The sequence below is a fragment of the Rhizobium sp. 05N49 genome (genome assembly GCF_056396805.1).
In genome coordinates, this window is record NZ_JBFTME010000021.1 from 67,042 (window position 1) to 83,705 (window position 16,664).

Here is a 16,664-nt window from a genome sequence, read left to right on the forward strand (position 1 = left end):
CGCTTCTGACCGTTCAGCCTGCAGCACCGGCCCGAAAATCGGAAACGATTCTCGAAAAGCCTAATGCGTAGCTTCAAAGAATTAGAGCGTCCTTCGTGCGTCCGAGTGGACGCACAACGCTCCAGCCTTCGGCCTATTCTTCCTCGATACCGAGCTTGGCCTTGACGAGGGCCTGAACGGCCTGCGGATTGGCCTTGCCGCCGGTCGACTTCATGACCTGACCGACGAACCAGCCGGCAAGCGTCGGCTTTGCCTTGACCTTGGCGACCTGGTCCGGGTTGGCGGCGATAATCTCGTCGACAGCCTTCTCGATGGCGCCGGTATCCGTCACCTGCTTCAGGCCGCGGCTTTCGACGATCTCGGCGGGGTCGCCACCTTCGTTGAGGATGATTTCGAAAACATCCTTGGCGATCTTGCCGGAAATGGTCTCCGACTTAATGAGGTCGATGATGCCGCCGAGCTGTGCCGGAGAGACCGGCGTTTCCTCTATATCCTTGCCAGTGCGGTTCAGGGCACCGAGCAGATCGTTTATGACCCAGTTGGCGGCCGCCTTGCCGTCACGGCCTTCGGCAACGGCCTCGAAATAATCGGCAATCGCCTTTTCCGAGACAAGCACGGAGGCATCGTAGATAGAGAGACCCAGCTCGCGGACGAAACGCTCCTTCTTGTCGTCGGGCAGTTCCGGCAGATGCTGGGCAAGCTCGCGGACGAAGGCGTCGTCGAATTCGAGCGGCAGCAGATCCGGATCGGGGAAGTAGCGATAGTCATGCGCATCTTCCTTGGTGCGCATGGACCGCGTCTCGCCCTTGTTCGGGTCGAACAGGCGGGTTTCCTGATCGATCGAACCGCCATCTTCCAGGATGCCGATCTGGCGGCGGGCCTCGTATTCGATCGCCTGGCCGATGAAGCGGATGGAGTTGACGTTCTTGATTTCGCAGCGCGTGCCAAAGGCTTCGCCCGGGCGGCGCACGGAGACGTTGACGTCGGCGCGCATGGAGCCTTCATCCATATTGCCGTCGCAGGTGCCGAGGTAGCGCACGATCGAGCGCAGCTTCGTCATGTAGGCCTTGGCCTCATCCGACGTGCGCATGTCCGGCTTGGAGACGATTTCCATCAATGCCACGCCGGAACGGTTCAGATCGACATAAGACATGGTCGGATGCTGGTCGTGCATCGACTTGCCGGCATCCTGCTCCAGGTGCAGGCGCTCGATGCCGATCTCGATATCCTCGAACTGGCCCTGACGATCGGGGCCGAGCGAGATAACGATCTTGCCCTCGCCGACAATCGGATCCTTGAACTGCGAGATCTGGTAGCCCTGCGGCAGGTCCGGATAAAAGTAGTTCTTGCGGTCGAAGATAGAGCGCTTGTTGATCTGAGCCTTCAGGCCAAGACCGGTGCGCACCGCCTGCTTGACGCATTCCTCGTTGATGACGGGCAGCATGCCGGGCATGGCGGCATCGACGAGCGAGACGTTCGAATTCTGCGGCTTGCCGAATTCCGTCGACGCACCGGAAAAAAGCTTGGAGTTGGAGAGCACCTGGGCATGGACTTCCATGCCGATGATGACTTCCCAATCGCCAGTGGCGCCGGGGATATAACGTTTCGGATCAGGCGTGCGAACGTCGACAAGGGTCATTGGATGCTCTTTAAAGGCTGTTCTTTTCATCTGGTGAGGTAAAGGAAATGGCCTGCCGGTGCAAGGCTTTCAGTGCCTCGGCAAGGGTCTAGAAACCGGGACCGTAACCTTCCGGCTCCTGCGGGCCAAGATGTTTGCTGAGACCGACGGAGGGCACGTCGCGGTCGAGCTTCGGATTATAGGCGACAGAAAGCCAGTGGATGGCGTAGCCATGCTTCTGGAAGAAGGAGATCGCCTCGGTATTCCCCGAATGGGTCTGCATCGCCGCCTCCTCGAAGCCCTGCTCGAAAATGTCGGCTTCGATATGTTCGAGAAGTGCCGTGCCCAACCCCTGGCGGTTGAAGCTCGGATCGATCCAGAAGTCGGAAATGGTCTCGTCCAGCCCCTCGCGCGCCGCCCAGCCGGCAACCTGCCCGTTCTGCTCGACGACCGTAATGGTAAGCCAGTTATTGTCCACGAAGGTCCGGAAGGCGTTGCGGGCGCCATCCGTCATTGCGTCCGATTCGCCGATCAATGCCATCGCTCTTTGCCAGGCTCTCAAGCCGATTTCGCTCAAGAGTTCCGTTTCGCCTTCGCGGGCATTGCGAATGTGGATCAATGGCACCTCCGCGCTAGAGTACGAAGTAGACCATTGAGTCGGGCAATTTTCCAGTGCCTCCAATGAGATAAACAGCCAAACCGGGTTTATCCGCCACTTTCTGCAAGTTGCCTTCGCTTGACCAAATTGTGGTTATTGGTAGAAAGCACGTCAGGGTATTTCCGCTTTTCTGCGAAACACGGAAATGCCCTATCTCTTTCTACACGCAATTCCGGACGCAAACCGCTGAACGCTTTTGCTGGAATTGCCCAAGAGGTGTTTATGTCTAACCTGTCTGAGACCCGGTAAAGGCCCTGCCCGCAAGCACAGCCTCGCGCGCATGGGCCCGAAAAACGAAGCCGCGGCGTATCGGATAAGCCCGAGCGCCAGATCGTTTTCGTGCGCCTTCATGAAGGCGCGTTTCCGGATCAACAGCAATGGACATCTCGCGCACAGAACAGCGCATCCTGCACCTTATGGCCCAAGGCGGCCGCATCGAAATTACCCGCAACGACAACAGAAAGATCGAAACGGTGAGTTGCTTCACCCGCGACGGCTGGGTCTATCCCGGCTTCGGCATGGAGCTTTTCCGCAAACTGAAGCGGCTGAAGGCAATAAAGTCTTCAGCCGGTCAGCCATACCGGATCACCGAACGGGGGCTGAAGCTCGTCAGGGCACAGGTCGATAACAGATAGGACTGACAAGAGCCTGGCCGCGCGACGAGGTCTTCGCGCGGCCAGGACGGTTTCAAAGCTTTTCCGAAAGCTCTGCGCGCGTCGCCGTCCACTCGTCGGCGATCGTGCCGGCGCCGATCACCTTGCCGGCACGGCGATACCAGTAGCCTGCATTCCAGTCGTCACCTTCGACACGGTGACAAAGTGCATGCCCCCAGTCGAAGGGCTGTTCGCCCTCGTGGTTCTGGCAGATCTCATGAACTGCCTCCCACTCCGGCCCCATTTTGAAGCCTTTGGCAGCGAGGCGATCAAAGGCCTCGATCAACCGCGCAAGATCCTGTTTCGGCATGGGGCCCTCCCTGCAGAGTCGTCCCTCTATAGCAGGCGCCGCCTCAAAATCCGAGACGGCGCCTGCTTTTCCTCAATCGCGGAGATTGATGATGTCGTTCATCAATCCGACCGTACCGTTGTGGACGGTCAGGTGACCAACCTTGCCGGCAATGGTTTCCAGGACTTCAAGCTCCTTCAGGCGCAGCATGACCGGGTTTTCAGCCATGACCTTCGCCGGCCCGACTCAACTGATCCTCAAATGCATCGGCAAAAGAGAAACGCCGACCATCTTGTGGCCGGCGTCTGCATTCTTTCGGATCGTTAGGCCATCACCACCATTTGGCGGCAGTGAACTTGCCTGCGGCCTGCTCGATGACATGAGCGGTCTTGAAGAGGGTTTCCTCGTCGAAGGCCTTGCCGATGAGTTGCAGGCCGAGTGGCAGGCCTTTGTGATCGAGGCCGGCGGGAACGGCGATGCCCGGCAGGCCGGCCATGTTGACCGTCACCGTGAAGATGTCGTTGAGGTACATCTTGACCGGATCGGATGCGAGGTCCTCGTCGGCAACGCCGAAGGCCGACGACGGGGTTGCGGGCGTCAGAATGGCATCGACGCCGGCATCGAAGGCAAGTTCGAAATCGCGCTTGATCAGCGTGCGGACCTTCTGGGCGCGCAGGTAATAGGCGTCGTAGTAACCGGCCGACAGAACATAGGTGCCGATCATGATGCGGCGCTTGACTTCCTGGCCGAAGCCGGCAGCGCGCGTCTTCTCGTACATATCGACGATATCCTTGCCGTCGACGCGCAACCCGTAGCGCACGCCGTCATAACGGGCGAGGTTCGAAGAGGCTTCGGCGGGCGCCACGATATAATAGGCCGGAAGAGCGTATTTCGTGTGGGGCAGAGAGATGTTGACGATCTCGGCACCGGCATCCTTCAGCCAGGCGATACCCTGCTGCCAGATGGATTCGATCTCTTCCGGCATGCCGTCAACGCGGTATTCGTTCGGAATACCGATCTTCATGCCCTTCAGCGACTGGCCGATGGCGGCTTCGTAATCCGGAACCGGCAGGTCGACGGAGGTCGTGTCCTTGGCATCGACGCTCGCCATCGACTTCAACAGGATTGCGGCATCGCGCACGTCGCGGGCGATCGGGCCGGCCTGATCGAGCGAGGACGCGAAGGCAACCGTGCCCCAGCGCGAGCAGCGGCCATAGGTCGGCTTGATGCCGACGGTGCCTGTGAAGGCAGCCGGCTGACGGATCGAGCCGCCTGTGTCGGTTGCAGTGGCGCCTGCGCAAAGATGGGCGGCAACGGCTGCAGCCGAACCACCGGAAGAGCCGCCCGGAACGAGCTGCTGATTGGAGCCGGCGGCGCGCCAGGGGTTGATGACCGCGCCATAGTGCGAGGTTTCGTTGGAAGAGCCCATCGCGAACTCGTCCATGTTCAGCTTGCCGAGCATGACCGCACCGTCATCCCAGAGGTTCCGGGTCACGGTCGATTCATAACGGGGCTCGAAACCGTCGAGAATGTGGCTGCAAGCCTGGGTATGCACACCGACGGTGGCGAACAGGTCCTTGATGCCGAGCGGGATACCTTCGAGATCGCCTGCCTTGCCGGCGGCGATCCGCTCGTCGGAATTCTTCGCCATGAGACGGGCGAGATCCGGCGTGACCTTGATGTAAGCGTTGAGATGAGCATTGGCCGCATCGATCGCCGAGATATAGGCCTCGGTCAGTTCGGTCGCGGTGATTTCCTTGGCGCGCAGCTTGCGGCGGGCTTCGGCAATGGTCAGGCTGGTGAGTTCGCTCATCGTGTTTTCGCTTCAGATCTGAAAATGGCAACAGGGTCGGAAAGAGGCGGATAAAGCGCCTTATTCGACGACTTTCGGCACCAGGAAGAAATTGTGGTCGGTGATCGGCGCATTGGCAACGACGTCCTCAGCCTTGTTGCCGTCGTTGACGACATCCGTGCGCTTCTTCATGTCCATCGGCGTTACCGAGGTCATGGCCTCGACGCCGTCGACATTGACTTCGGAGAGCTGCTCAACAAAGCCGAGGATACCATTCAATTCGCCGACCATGCGATTTGCCTCTTCTTCCGAGACGGCAATACGGGCAAGGCGCGCAACGCGCTTAACGGTGGCGAGGTCAACGGACATGGCATTCTCCGGATAGGAATTTTCCTATCGCTATAAAGACCATGTCCGTCCTGTGCAACGGGTTTGCCTTTTGGGCAATGCAGAATTCCTGCCCTCAAACACCGCGGGATTTGAGGGCTAACGCGTCAGAGCGACAGGCTTTCGCCGGGCTTCGGCGCCTTCACTTGCGTCTTGGAGGCTTCCATGCCGGCGATGAATTTTTCCGGCGTCTGGTCGATGATCGGGAAGGTGCCGTAGTGGCAGGGAATAGCCGTCTTGAAGTTGAAGTAGCGCTGGCAGGCAAGTGCGGCCACCGCGCCGCCCATGGTGAAGCGATCTCCGATCGGCACAATACCGATATCGGGCTGATGCAGTTCGTTGATCAGCGCCATATCCGAAAAGATGTCCGTGTCGCCCATGTGGAGGAGGCTCGGCTCATCGTCGAAATGCAGCATGAGGCCGTTCGCGTTGCCGAGCGAATGGGAAACGCCGTCTTCCGTCATCTGGGCCGAAGAATGCAGCGCGTTGGTGAAGGTGGCGGTGAAGCTGCCGAGCGAAACCGTGCCACCGGTATTGCCCATTTCGAGCTTTTCAACGCCCTTGGTCCCGAGCCATGAAGCAAGATCGGCATTGGCGAGAACGACGGCGCCCGTTTCCTTGGCGATCGCTACGGTATCGCCGACATGGTCGCCGTGGCCGTGGGTCAGCAGGATGTGGGTAATGCCGTTGGTCACATTCTTGATATCCTGGCCCTCGAAGGACGAATTATAGCTCAGGAAGGGATCGATCAGGATTTTGGCGGCTTTCGTCTCGATACGGAAAGCGGAATGGCCGAGCCAGATGATCTTCATGAAAAGTCTCCTTAATCACATGATACAAAAGCGATTTCCGGGACCAGAATGGTTTAACGTGGTTCCGGTTCGGAAAACCGTTTCGCACTTTTTCTGGAATTGCTCTAAGGACATAGCCGATATGGCCGCAAAGAAAAGCGGCGTGAACTTCAATTTCTCTTGACAGGATGACATGGCAATGACGGTGCTGACGATCGAGGAACTGGCCGGAATACTCGCCCCTGGGCAGGCGATCGCCGGCCTCGATCTCGGCACCAAGACGATCGGCCTTGCCATGTCCGATCTCGGACGCCGCTTTGCGACGCCGCGTCCCGTCCTCAGGCGCGAGAAGTTCTCCATCGATGCCGAGGCCTTGCTGGGTTTTGCGGCAAAGGAAAAGGTCACAGCCTTTGTCATCGGCCTGCCGATGAACATGGACGGATCAGCGGGGCCGCGCGTGCAGGCGACGCGGGCCTTTGTGCGCAACATGGAGCAAAAGACCGCGACACCCTTCGTTTACTGGGATGAGCGCCTATCGACGGTGGCGGCAGAACGGGCCTTGCTGGAAATGGATGTTTCGCGGGCAAAACGGGCCGAACGGATCGATTCGGCCGCCGCAAGCTTCATCCTTCAGGGCGCGCTCGACAGGCTTTCCTTGCTGGCGAGATCGGCTGACGACACGGAAGCGTGACGCGCCTTCCACCAGGCGGCAATCTGGCCGCGCTTGCGGAAGCCCATGATGGCAAAAACAACGAGGCTGTCGACGGCGATGGCGCGGGCGACGAGCGGCGGGATTTCCTGCGGCGGCAGGCCGAGCGCCTTGCCGTAGATCTGGAAGGTCAGGTCATGGACCTGCCGCGTCAGCATGAAGATGCCGAAATTCAGATCATAGTAGGAAAGCCAGTACCATCCCGCCAGGAAGACGATCGGACCGGCCCAGAAGATCAGAAACCACTTCATGCGGCCTCTCCTTCGTGCTTGCGCAGGACCGGCATATCAAGAGACACGAGCCAGACCGAGGACGCCATGACGCAGAGTACGAGCGTGGGCACAGCGATATCCAGCGCCAGTACGGCGAAAAACATCATCGCCGCGACAAGCAACGCGGTTCTGGCTGCTCTGGTTCCCATCACTGAACTCGGGTCCACATTCGTTACATTTCTAATGTGGGCCACACTGGCGGGTTAACCAGCACCACGCAACGTAAACCAAATGTTAAGGTTAACGCGGGAGCGGAGGCTGTGAATAGCTCAGCCGTAGACGCCGCGCACCAGCCGCTTCAACGCGCCTGCCGCCTTCTCCCAGTCCTTGCCGTTCTTCAACACCAGGCCCGCGCACTGGCCGCCGGCAGCGGCCGAAAGCACGAGGTGCTGGATGGAAGCAAAGATCAGGGCATTGACGGCCGCGGTATCGACGCCCTTGGGCGGCATCAGCGAACCGCGCATGCGGTCGAGCCAGAGCCCCAGCGCTTTCGAACGCGCTTCGGAAAGGCGCTTCACCTGCTCGGTATTTTCCGAAACCTCCCAGGCGACGATACGGCGCATCAAGGGATCGTCACGCAGCGCTTCCAGGAAGAGCAGCGACAGCCGCTCCATCAGGTCGCCATAGGTCAAAAGGAACATGCCGCCGGTATCTTCGGGAATGCGGTCCTTGACCCAATTACCGAGATCGGCGCCGATCGCCTCGACGAGGCCGTCGAGACCGCCATAGTAGCGGTAGATGAGCTGCTTGTCGCAGCCGGCGCGGCGGGCGACGGCATTAATGCCGAAATTCTGGAAGCCCTCTTCGGCCAGCAGATTCTTTGCGGCTTTCAAGATAGCGCGCTCGGTGGCGCTTCTGTCGCGGATGCGCTTTTCAGGTTCAGCGGCACCCGTCTTTTCGAGCACGGCCACGGCAGTTTCATTCAGCATTCGGTCAACCCCGGTCTGTCACCAATCGGTGAGTAACAGTGGAATTTTCCGTCTACAATCCTATCTAATTGAGAAGACTGTGGATATTGATGATCCGCGGCCCTGTTGACGCTGGTGGGCGGCCCGGCGGCATTTTTCACCCGACATAACACGCCGAGAAATCTTGCCCGTGCGGTTGATCGCGATGGACGAACCCGGCATAGCTGCATTATGAAAAGAGACGACAATTTCTGCTAAGGCCTTGCAATGGTGAATTATATCGAAGCCGCAACCGCGCCGCCGAAAAATACCGGCGCCATCAGGCTTTACGGCCCTGAAGCATTCGAGGGAATGCGCAACGCGTGCCAGTTGACCGCACGCTGCCTCGATGCGCTTGCCGATGTCGTCAAGCCGGGTCTTGCCACCAATGAAATCGACCGCTTCGTTTTCGAATTCGGCATGGATAACGGCGCCTATCCGGCGACGTTGAACTATCGCGGCTACACGAAATCGACGTGCACCTCGATCAACCACGTCGTCTGTCACGGCATACCCGACGACAAGCCGCTGCGCGAAGGCGATATCGTCAATATCGACGTGACCTTCGTTGTAGACGGCTGGCACGGGGATTCGAGCCGGATGTATCCGGTCGGCCAGGTCAAGCGTGCGGCGGAACGGCTGCTGGAAGTGACCTATGAGTCGTTGATGCGCGGCATCGCTGCCGTCCATCCCGGCGCGCGCACCGGCGCGATCGGCGAAGCGATCCAGACCTATGCGGAAGCCGAGCGCTGTTCGGTGGTGCGCGACTTCTGCGGCCATGGTGTCGGCCGCCTCTTCCACGATTCGCCAAACATCCTGCATTATGGCCGCGCCAATGAAGGGCCGGAACTGCGCGAGGGCATGATCTTCACCATCGAACCGATGATCAATCTCGGACGCCCGCATGTGAAGGTGCTGGCCGACGGTTGGACGGCCGTGACGCGCGATCGCTCGCTGTCGGCGCAATACGAACATACGGTCGGCGTCACCGCCAATGGCTGCGAGATCTTCACGCTTTCGCCCGCCGGCCTCGACCGGCCGGGCCTGCCGCCATTGAACGGGTGACATTGTCCATGGCGAAGGGGCCTGCGCCGCAGTCTGGCGACGACGAACTGCCTTTCGATACGGACGACGACATCGTCACTGATGAACGCGCGTTTTTCGGACAGCCGGCAAAGGCGGCCGCTTCTACCAAAAAGGCCGCCCTGCCCGCCAAGGAAGAACATTATCACGGCCATCGCGAAAGGCTGCGCAGCCGTTTTCGAGAGCACGGCGATACGGCGCTCGTCGACTACGAAATCCTCGAACTCCTGCTTTTCCGACTGATCCCGCGCCGCGACACGAAACCCATTGCCAAGGCGTTGATCGACCGCTTCGGATCGCTTGCCGGCGTCTTCGGCGCACCGGCCGCACTGCTGCAGGAGGTCAAAGGCGTCGGAGAGGCGGTGGCACTGGATCTGAAGCTGATATCCAGCATCGGCCATCGCGCCCTGAAGAGCGAGCTTAGGGGCAAGCAGGTGCTTTCCTCGTGGTCGTCGGTCATCCAGTATTGTCACGCGGCTATGGCGCATGAAACGCGCGAGCAGTTCCGCATCCTGTTCCTCGACAAGCGCAATGCGCTGATCGCCGACGAGATGCAGGGACGCGGAACCGTGGATCACACACCCGTCTATCCACGCGAGGTCGTGAGGCGGGCGCTGGAGCTTTCCGCAACGGCGCTCATTCTCGTGCACAACCACCCCTCGGGCGACCCCACACCATCACGCGCCGATATCGACATGACGAAGATGATCATCGATGCTGCGAAGCCGCTCGGCATCGCCATCCACGATCACATCATCATCGGCAAAGATGGACAAGCAAGCCTCAAAGGGCTGCGCCTGATATAAGACTGCGACCAAGGCATGAAAAAGCCATCTTGGCGTTCTCCAAGCTGAACGACTGAAACAGGATGGGAATTATGGGCGTTTCTCCTGGTCGCTTGTACGCGCCGCCAAGCCTTCGATCGCTGATACGGCTGACACTTTTACTGCTCGTCGTAACCGGCCTCTATCTCGGTTACCTGCAGCTTTCGACGAATGTGCATGCGGTCGTCGATGGCCAGGTATACCGCTCCGCCCAGCCCTCCCCCGCGAAGCTTGGCGAACTCGTCAAGGAATACGGCATCAAATCCGTACTGAACCTGCGCGGCGACAGCAGCGGCGAGGCCTGGTACGACAACGAGATCGCCGCGGCAAAGGGACTCAATATCCAGCACATCGATTTCCGGATGTCGGCGACAAAGGAGCTCTCCGTCGAGGAAGGGCGGCAGTTGATGGCGATCATGGCTGCTGCACCCAAGCCGATGCTCATCCACTGCAAGGCCGGCGCTGACCGTACGGGGCTGGCTTCGGCGATCTATGTCGCCGGCGTTGCCAAGGAAGGAGAGATGGCGGCGGAGTCGCAGATCTCGCTGACCTACGGCCATCTGTCGCTTTTCTTCATCGGCGCCTATGCAATGGATCGCACATTCGAGCGGCTTGAGCCGATGTTCGGCTTTCTGAACTCCTAAACTGTACCGGAAATAGAAACTGTAACATTGACCGGCTACCGATGAACGCGCGACATTTCGCGTCGCAATATGATTCCAATTCCAGTTCGGGGCTAAAGGATGTTCCAGTACGATCTCGTGGTAGTGGGCAGCGGCCCGGCAGGACGCCGCGGCGCAATCCAGGCTGCAAAACTCGGCAAGAAAGTGCTGGTCATCGAGGCGGGAAAACGCGTCGGTGGCGTCTCGGTCCACACCGGTACGATCCCTTCGAAGACGCTGCGCGAAACCGCACTCAATCTTTCCGGCTGGCGCGAGCGCGGCTTTTACGGCCGCAGCTACCGCGTCAAGCAGGAGATCAGCGCTGAAGACCTGCGCCGACGCCTGCTGATCACGCTCGACCATGAAGTCGAAGTGCTCGAACATCAGTTCGCCCGCAACCGCGTGCAGCACATTCGCGGCAAGGCAAGCTTTGTCGATGCCAATACTCTGCAGATCATCAAGGACGACGGCGACACAATGACGGTGACTGGCGCCAGCATCCTGCTTGCCGTCGGCACCAAGCCGTTTCGGCCTGATTACATGCCCTTCGACAACAAGACCGTGCTCGATAGCGACGAGCTGCTCGATATCGAGGAACTACCACGCAGCATGGTCGTCATCGGCGCCGGCGTCATTGGTATCGAGTATGCAACGATCTTTTCGGCGCTGGATACGGCCGTTACCGTCATCGATCCAAAATCGACCATGCTCGACTTCATCGACAAGGAAATCATCGAGGATTTCACCTATCAGCTGCGCGACCGCAATATGAAGCTTCTGCTCGGCACGAAGGCCGAGAAGGTCGAGCGGCTTGAGACAGGCAAGGTGCAGCTGACACTCGACAGCGGCCGGCATCTCGTGACCGACATGGTACTTTTCGCCGCCGGGCGCATGGGCGCCACCGATACACTCAACCTGGGGGCCATCGGCCTCGAAGCCGACAGCCGCGGACGCCTGAAGGTCAATCCCGAGACGTTCCAGACCTCCGTGCCCAATATCTATGCCGCCGGCGACGTCGTCGGCTTCCCGAGCCTTGCCTCGACGTCGATGGAACAGGGCCGCATCGCAGCACGCGTCGCCATCGGTGCCGTCGCCAAGGAGCCGCAGAAGTATTTCCCCTACGGCATCTATGCCGTACCGGAAATTTCGACCTGCGGCCTGACGGAAGAGGAGATGAAGGAACGCGGCATTCCCTATGAATGCGGCATCGCCCGTTTCCGCGAGACATCACGCGGCCATATCATGGGCCTTGAGACCGGCCTGCTGAAGCTGATCTTCTCGCTGAAGACGCGTCGCCTGCTTGGCGTGCACATCGTGGGCGAAGGTGCGACCGAACTGGTGCATATCGGCCAGGCTGTGCTGAACTTGAAGGGCACAGTCGAATATTTCGTCGAAAATACCTTCAACTATCCGACGCTTGCCGAAGCCTACAAGATCGCCGGTCTCGATGCCTGGAACCGGATGGGCGATATAAAATCCGAACTTTGAGAACGCAAAGCGGAGACCAATCAGGTTAGCATCGAGGTGTGACATCCCCGCATCTGCAGGCTTTTTCTCGATGACGCTAACATGTGCACATCCTGTGGTAGTCTGATATGAGGCCTGCAAACTGCCTATATCCTATGTCAAAAGATATTGGTAAAGTTCGAGCTGTTCGCACCGGGGGTCGTTCTATTGCGTTTTGTCTGTTGCCTTCCCAAGTATGGTGCGCGCCTTTCGACAGCATGAAATCCATGTCTTAGACTAGCCTGCGACGCCACCAAGGACCGGTCCGCAGCCAAAAACGAAAGATAATATTTTGGCCCATATTTCAGAGACTGCTCGCAGGCGGTTTCAACTTATCCTGATAAAGCCGTCGCACTATGATGACGAGGGCTACGTGATCCGTTGGTGGCGGGCGATGATTCCCTCCAATTCGCTGGCGGCCATTTACGGGATCGCCGCTGACTGTGCCGAGCGGCAAATATTGGGCGCCGATACGGCAATCGACATTACCGTCATCGACGAGACCAATACGCGCATCGACTTCGCAGCGATCCTGGCGCAGTTCAAACGCAACGACAATTTCGGAATGATCGCGCTGATCGGCGTCCAATCCAATCAGTACCCCCGCGCACTCGACATCGCCCGCCCCTTCCGCGATGCCGGATTGCCGGTTTCGATGGGTGGCTTTCACATCTCGGGATGCCTGTCGATGCTCGACGGCGACGCGATCGGCCTCGAGGAATGCCGCAAGATGGGTATTTCCATGTTTGCCGGCGAGGCCGAGGGGCGGCTGGAGATGGTGCTGCGCGATGCAGTAGCCGGCGAACTGAAGCCGCTCTACAATTTCATGAACGACCTTCCCGGCATCGGCGGCACGCCGGTGCCCTTCCTGCCGAAGGACAATATCCAGCGCACGCTCGGCCTCAGCACCAGTTTCGATGCCGGCCGCGGCTGCCCCTATCAATGTTCCTTCTGCACGATTATCAACGTGCAGGGCCGCAAGTCGCGTTTTCGATCCGCTGACGATGTCGAACGGCTGGTGCGGATGAACTGGGCGCAGGGCATCCATAAGTTCTTCATCACCGACGACAACTTCGCCCGCAACAAGGATTGGGAAGCGATCTTCGACCGCCTGATCGAACTCAGGGAAAAGGATGGCATTCCGCTCGGCCTGATGATCCAGGTGGACACGCTCTGCCACAAGATCCCGAACTTCATCGAAAAGTCGAAACGCGCCGGCGTCACCCGTGTCTTCATCGGCCTGGAAAACGTCAATCCGGACAATCTGACCGCCGCCAAGAAGAACCAGAACAAGATCACCGAATATCGCAAGATGCTGCTGGCCTGGAAGGCACAGGGCATCATGACGCTTGCCGGCTATATTCTGGGCTTCCCGGCCGACACGCCGGAATCGATCCGTCGCGATATCAAGATCATTCAGGAAGAGCTGCCGCTCGACGTCATCGAATTCTTCGTTCTGACACCACTGCCCGGCTCCGAGGACCATCAGGTTCTCTGGAAGAAGGGCGTCGAGATGGACGCCGATCTCAATATCTACGATGTCGAGCATGTCTGCACGGCTCATCCGAAGATGAGCAAGAAGGAGTGGGAAGATATCTATCAGGAGGCCTGGTCGCTCTACTACTCGCCTGAGCATATGAAGACCCTGCTGCGGCGCGGCGCGGCAACCGGCATCAAGCTCAGCAGCCTCGTCAAGGTGCTGGTCTCGTTTGCGACCACCGTGCCACTTGAGAACGTTCATCCGCTGCAGAGCGGCCTTGTTCGCCTGAAGCATCCTTCAGAACGTCGCCCCGGCCTGAAGCGCGAGCATCCCCTGCTGTTCTGGCCGCGCTTTGCCTTCGACACCGCCCGCAAGCATCTCTCACTTGCCGGCACGATCATCAAGCTTAGCATTTCGGCTTTCTTTATCGCCCGCGATGTCGCTGCCAAAACCTACATGGACAAGGCCCTGACACCGGTTGCCGATGATGACGAAGATGTTCTCGACCTCTTCACAAAGACGGCTGGCGGCACCGCTGCCGTCAGCCATATCAAGAAGGTCGCCGAACTGACCCACTCACGCAAGGCTGTCTAGAGTACCGTGCGTCCATCCGGACGCACCAGGGGTGCTTTAACTCGTTGAACCAACCATTGAGCTTCCCGAGAATCGACTCCGATTTTCGGGCCGGCGTGGTACTAGCTACGATTGAGCGATCGAGAGAGAACGGCCACGTGATCTCGTGGCAGCGACGTGACGTCAATCTGCCGCCCGACCCCATTCTTAAGTTAATGGCGGTCGCGTCCTGCCTCAGCCTCTATATCATCCAATCGGCAAAGCAAAGGCGCGCTGTTGTTCGTCCCAGCATCTCGTCGCCCAATAGGCTCGCGGAGTGCGGCGGCCGGCGATATTCGCAGCGCTGCGTATTCAGTTGCGGTCATGCGCCGCCTGCCGAACCGAAACTGAATTGGCTATCACTCGTTCACAAACAAGCCGAAGCCGCGAGGATCCGACTTTTATTCTGGCTCAAGCAATTTGAATGATCTGGCCAGCCTCGGCCATTTGCAGAGTATCCAGGAATTCGACGATCTTGACACGATCCAAAAGAAAAGGCCCCGCAGTCGGCGGGGCCTTTCGAATTTCAGTCCGGAAAAACCGATTACTCGGCGCTATCTTCGGAAGCCTTCTTCTTCGGAGCAGCCTTCTTCTTCGGAGCAGCTTCTTCGCCTTCAGCAGCGTCTGCAGAAGCTTCCGTCTTGGCGGCAGCCTTCTTCTTCGGCGCAGCCTTCTTGGTGTCAGCCTTTTCAGAAGCTTCGCCTTCTTCGTCGGCGAGCAGTTCTTCCTTGGTCACCTTCTTGTCGGTGACGTCGATTTCGGTCAGCAGGTGGTCGATGACCTTTTCTTCGAAGATCGGAGCGCGGATCGAGGCGGCGGCACCCGGCTGGCTGCGGAAGAACTCAAGGATCTGCTTTTCCTGGCCCGGATACTGGCGCAGCTGTTCGTAGACCGCGCGCTGCATTTCGTCTTCGCTGACTTCGACGCCGGCCTTTTCGCCGATTTCGGAGAGAACAAGACCGAGGCGAACGCGGCGCTCAGCGAGCTTCTGGTACTCTTCGCGAGCCTTCTCTTCGGTCGTGTCTTCGTCTTCGAAGGTCTTGCCGGACTGGGCGAGGTCATTGCTGACCTGGTTCCAGATGCCGTTATATTCGGCTTCGACGAGCTTGGACGGAGTTTCGAACTTGTAGAGTTCGTCAAGCTGGTCGAGGATCTGGCGCTTCAGCTTCTGGCGTGTCAGCGAACCGTACTGGGATTCGATCTGGCCGCGGACGATTTCCTTGAGACGGTCAGCCGATTCGAGACCGAGCTTCTTGGCAAGTTCGTCGTTGATTTCAACGTCGGCCGGAGCAGCAACTTCCTTGACGGTGACGTCGAAGGTGGCTTCCGCGCCAGCGAGGTTCTTGGCAGGATAGTCGGCCGGGAAGGTTACGTTGATGGTCTTCTCATCGCCAGCCTTGGCGCCGACGAGCTGGTCTTCGAAGCCCGGGATGAAACGGCCGGAACCGAGAACCAGTTCAGCGTCCTGATCGGTGCCGCCGTCGAAGGCAACGCCGTCGACCTTGCCGACATAGTCCATCTTGACGCGGTCGCCGTTGGCGGCCTTGCCCTTCTTTTCGGCATAGTCGCGGGCGCTTTCAGCGACCTTGAGAACCTGCTCGTTGACTTCGTCGTCGGAGATGTCAACGACTTCGCGCGTGACCTTGATGCCCTTGTTGGACTTCAGTTCGATCGGCGGGAGAACTTCGTAGGAGAGCGTGAACTCAAAATCCTGCTGGGCAGCGAGGATCTTTTCGACCTCGGCCTGGTCTTCCGTCATATCGATTTCCGGCTGGGTCGCCGACTTTTCACCACGGCTCGACAGGATCTGCGTCGGCTGGTCGCGGACGATCTCGTTGACGAGGTCGACCATGATGGACTTGCCATAAACCTTCTTGAGGTGAGCGGCCGGAACCTTGCCCGGACGGAAGCCGTTGATGCGAACCTTGTCCTTCACGTCGGCAAGGCGCTCGTTCAGCTTGTTTTCCATGTCCTTGGCCGGGATAACGACCTTGATTTCGCGCTTCAGCCCTTCAGCGAGCGTTTCGGTAACCTGCATGTCTTCCTACCTTCATTTCCGTGGCGGCCGTGCCCAGACGCCGTTCGTTTCGGTGAGCACGACGCCGGCCAACTGCCGCGCGTGGCTTTTTCTCAATTCCTGTTCGTTCCGCCTTAAGCGGAACTGCACTCGCTTTCCGGGTATCCGGGACAACCGAGTTCCAGTCCTCCCGCCCTGCAAGGCAGCTTGGTGCGGGTAGAGAGACTTGAACTCCCACGCCTTGCGGCACCAGAACCTAAATCTGGCGTGTCTACCAATTTCACCATACCCGCGTTCGCAAAACCGCATGCATATGCCTGCGCATGAGGCCTTCCGGAGCGCGGCGTCTCTATAACACCCGATT

At 59.0% G+C, this 16,664-nt stretch carries 18 protein-coding genes and 1 tRNA gene; 7 read left to right on the forward strand and 12 right to left on the reverse strand.

What is annotated here, in order from left to right; translation table 11 throughout:
- Positions 1-133: 133 nt before the first annotated feature.
- Positions 134-1,639: an Asp-tRNA(Asn)/Glu-tRNA(Gln) amidotransferase subunit GatB gene (gatB, locus tag AC1DF8_RS29735; protein ID WP_113013590.1), complete on the reverse strand. Its 1,506-nt coding sequence runs from the start codon at positions 1,637-1,639 to the stop codon at positions 134-136.
- An 88-nt stretch (positions 1,640-1,727) separates the two neighbouring features.
- Positions 1,728-2,237, reverse strand: coding sequence for a GNAT family N-acetyltransferase (locus AC1DF8_RS29740; RefSeq protein ID WP_112968491.1), 510 nt, complete (start codon positions 2,235-2,237; stop codon positions 1,728-1,730).
- A gap of 416 nt (positions 2,238-2,653) precedes the next feature.
- On the opposite strand from AC1DF8_RS29740, the gene AC1DF8_RS29745 reads away from it, so the two are divergent.
- On the forward strand, positions 2,654-2,911 hold the full coding sequence (locus tag AC1DF8_RS29745) for a YjhX family toxin (protein ID WP_112545745.1): 258 nt from the start codon (positions 2,654-2,656) through the stop codon (positions 2,909-2,911).
- Between the two features lie 52 nt (positions 2,912-2,963).
- Here AC1DF8_RS29745 and AC1DF8_RS29750 read toward each other — a convergent pair whose 3' ends face one another.
- The 5 genes from AC1DF8_RS29750 to AC1DF8_RS29770 all read right to left on the reverse strand — a co-directional run bounded on the left by AC1DF8_RS29750 (position 2,964) and on the right by AC1DF8_RS29770 (position 6,209).
- Entirely contained in the window at positions 2,964-3,239 is a 276-nt protein-coding gene (locus tag AC1DF8_RS29750) for a hypothetical protein (RefSeq protein WP_112968492.1), read from the reverse strand.
- A 72-nt stretch (positions 3,240-3,311) separates the two neighbouring features.
- Positions 3,312-3,446 carry a hypothetical protein gene (locus AC1DF8_RS29755; protein WP_478156136.1) on the reverse strand — a complete coding sequence of 45 codons (135 nt, stop codon included), beginning with the start codon at positions 3,444-3,446 and terminating at the stop codon, positions 3,312-3,314.
- A 103-nt stretch (positions 3,447-3,549) separates the two neighbouring features.
- Positions 3,550-5,031 carry an Asp-tRNA(Asn)/Glu-tRNA(Gln) amidotransferase subunit GatA gene (gene gatA, locus AC1DF8_RS29760; protein WP_112545747.1) on the reverse strand — a complete coding sequence of 494 codons (1,482 nt, stop codon included), beginning with the start codon at positions 5,029-5,031 and terminating at the stop codon, positions 3,550-3,552.
- Between the two features lie 60 nt (positions 5,032-5,091).
- Positions 5,092-5,379, reverse strand: coding sequence for an Asp-tRNA(Asn)/Glu-tRNA(Gln) amidotransferase subunit GatC (gene gatC, locus AC1DF8_RS29765; RefSeq protein ID WP_112545748.1), 288 nt, complete (start codon positions 5,377-5,379; stop codon positions 5,092-5,094).
- A 125-nt stretch (positions 5,380-5,504) separates the two neighbouring features.
- Positions 5,505-6,209, reverse strand: a complete 705-nt coding sequence (locus AC1DF8_RS29770; RefSeq protein WP_112545749.1) for a metal-dependent hydrolase — start codon at positions 6,207-6,209, stop codon at positions 5,505-5,507.
- 178 nt (positions 6,210-6,387) lie between these two features.
- Here AC1DF8_RS29770 and ruvX point away from each other — a divergent pair, with 178 nt between their 5' ends.
- Positions 6,388-6,879 carry a Holliday junction resolvase RuvX gene (gene ruvX / locus AC1DF8_RS29775; protein WP_478156139.1) on the forward strand — a complete coding sequence of 164 codons (492 nt, stop codon included), beginning with the start codon at positions 6,388-6,390 and terminating at the stop codon, positions 6,877-6,879.
- On the opposite strand, the gene AC1DF8_RS29780 is transcribed toward ruvX, so the two are convergent.
- The 3 genes from AC1DF8_RS29780 to AC1DF8_RS29790 all read right to left on the reverse strand — a co-directional run bounded on the left by AC1DF8_RS29780 (position 6,819) and on the right by AC1DF8_RS29790 (position 8,098).
- Positions 6,819-7,148, reverse strand: coding sequence for a DUF6105 family protein (locus tag AC1DF8_RS29780; protein ID WP_113147967.1), 330 nt, complete (start codon positions 7,146-7,148; stop codon positions 6,819-6,821). The genes ruvX and AC1DF8_RS29780 overlap by 61 nt on opposite strands.
- On the reverse strand, positions 7,145-7,318 hold the full coding sequence (locus AC1DF8_RS29785; protein ID WP_183879087.1) for a hypothetical protein: 174 nt from the start codon (positions 7,316-7,318) through the stop codon (positions 7,145-7,147). The genes AC1DF8_RS29780 and AC1DF8_RS29785 overlap by 4 nt, the downstream gene beginning before the upstream one ends.
- A 120-nt stretch (positions 7,319-7,438) precedes the next feature.
- Complete coding sequence (locus AC1DF8_RS29790) at positions 7,439-8,098, reverse strand: TetR/AcrR family transcriptional regulator (protein WP_112545752.1); 660 nt, start codon at positions 8,096-8,098, stop codon at positions 7,439-7,441.
- A gap of 246 nt (positions 8,099-8,344) precedes the next feature.
- On the opposite strand from AC1DF8_RS29790, the gene map reads away from it, so the two are divergent.
- The 5 genes from map (at position 8,345) to AC1DF8_RS29815 (ending at position 14,265) form a co-directional block, all read left to right on the forward strand.
- A complete protein-coding gene (gene map / locus AC1DF8_RS29795) occupies positions 8,345-9,181 on the forward strand; it encodes a type I methionyl aminopeptidase (protein WP_113202954.1) in 837 nt (278 codons plus the stop codon).
- A gap of 8 nt (positions 9,182-9,189) precedes the next feature.
- A complete protein-coding gene (radC, locus tag AC1DF8_RS29800) occupies positions 9,190-10,005 on the forward strand; it encodes a RadC family protein (RefSeq protein WP_478156142.1) in 816 nt (271 codons plus the stop codon).
- A gap of 71 nt (positions 10,006-10,076) precedes the next feature.
- Positions 10,077-10,667, forward strand: a complete 591-nt coding sequence (locus AC1DF8_RS29805) for a dual specificity protein phosphatase family protein (RefSeq protein ID WP_113117150.1) — start codon at positions 10,077-10,079, stop codon at positions 10,665-10,667.
- 99 nt (positions 10,668-10,766) lie between these two features.
- Positions 10,767-12,173, forward strand: coding sequence for a Si-specific NAD(P)(+) transhydrogenase (gene sthA / locus AC1DF8_RS29810; protein WP_113206869.1), 1,407 nt, complete (start codon positions 10,767-10,769; stop codon positions 12,171-12,173).
- A gap of 310 nt (positions 12,174-12,483) precedes the next feature.
- Positions 12,484-14,265, forward strand: coding sequence for a B12-binding domain-containing radical SAM protein (locus tag AC1DF8_RS29815; protein WP_478156145.1), 1,782 nt, complete (start codon positions 12,484-12,486; stop codon positions 14,263-14,265).
- A gap of 562 nt (positions 14,266-14,827) precedes the next feature.
- Here AC1DF8_RS29815 and tig read toward each other — a convergent pair.
- Positions 14,828-16,321, reverse strand: coding sequence for a trigger factor (tig, locus tag AC1DF8_RS29820; RefSeq protein WP_112545758.1), 1,494 nt, complete (start codon positions 16,319-16,321; stop codon positions 14,828-14,830).
- Positions 16,322-16,508: 187 nt separating this feature from the next.
- Positions 16,509-16,593 (reverse strand) — tRNA-Leu (locus AC1DF8_RS29825).
- Between the last annotated feature and the right edge of the window lie 71 nt (positions 16,594-16,664).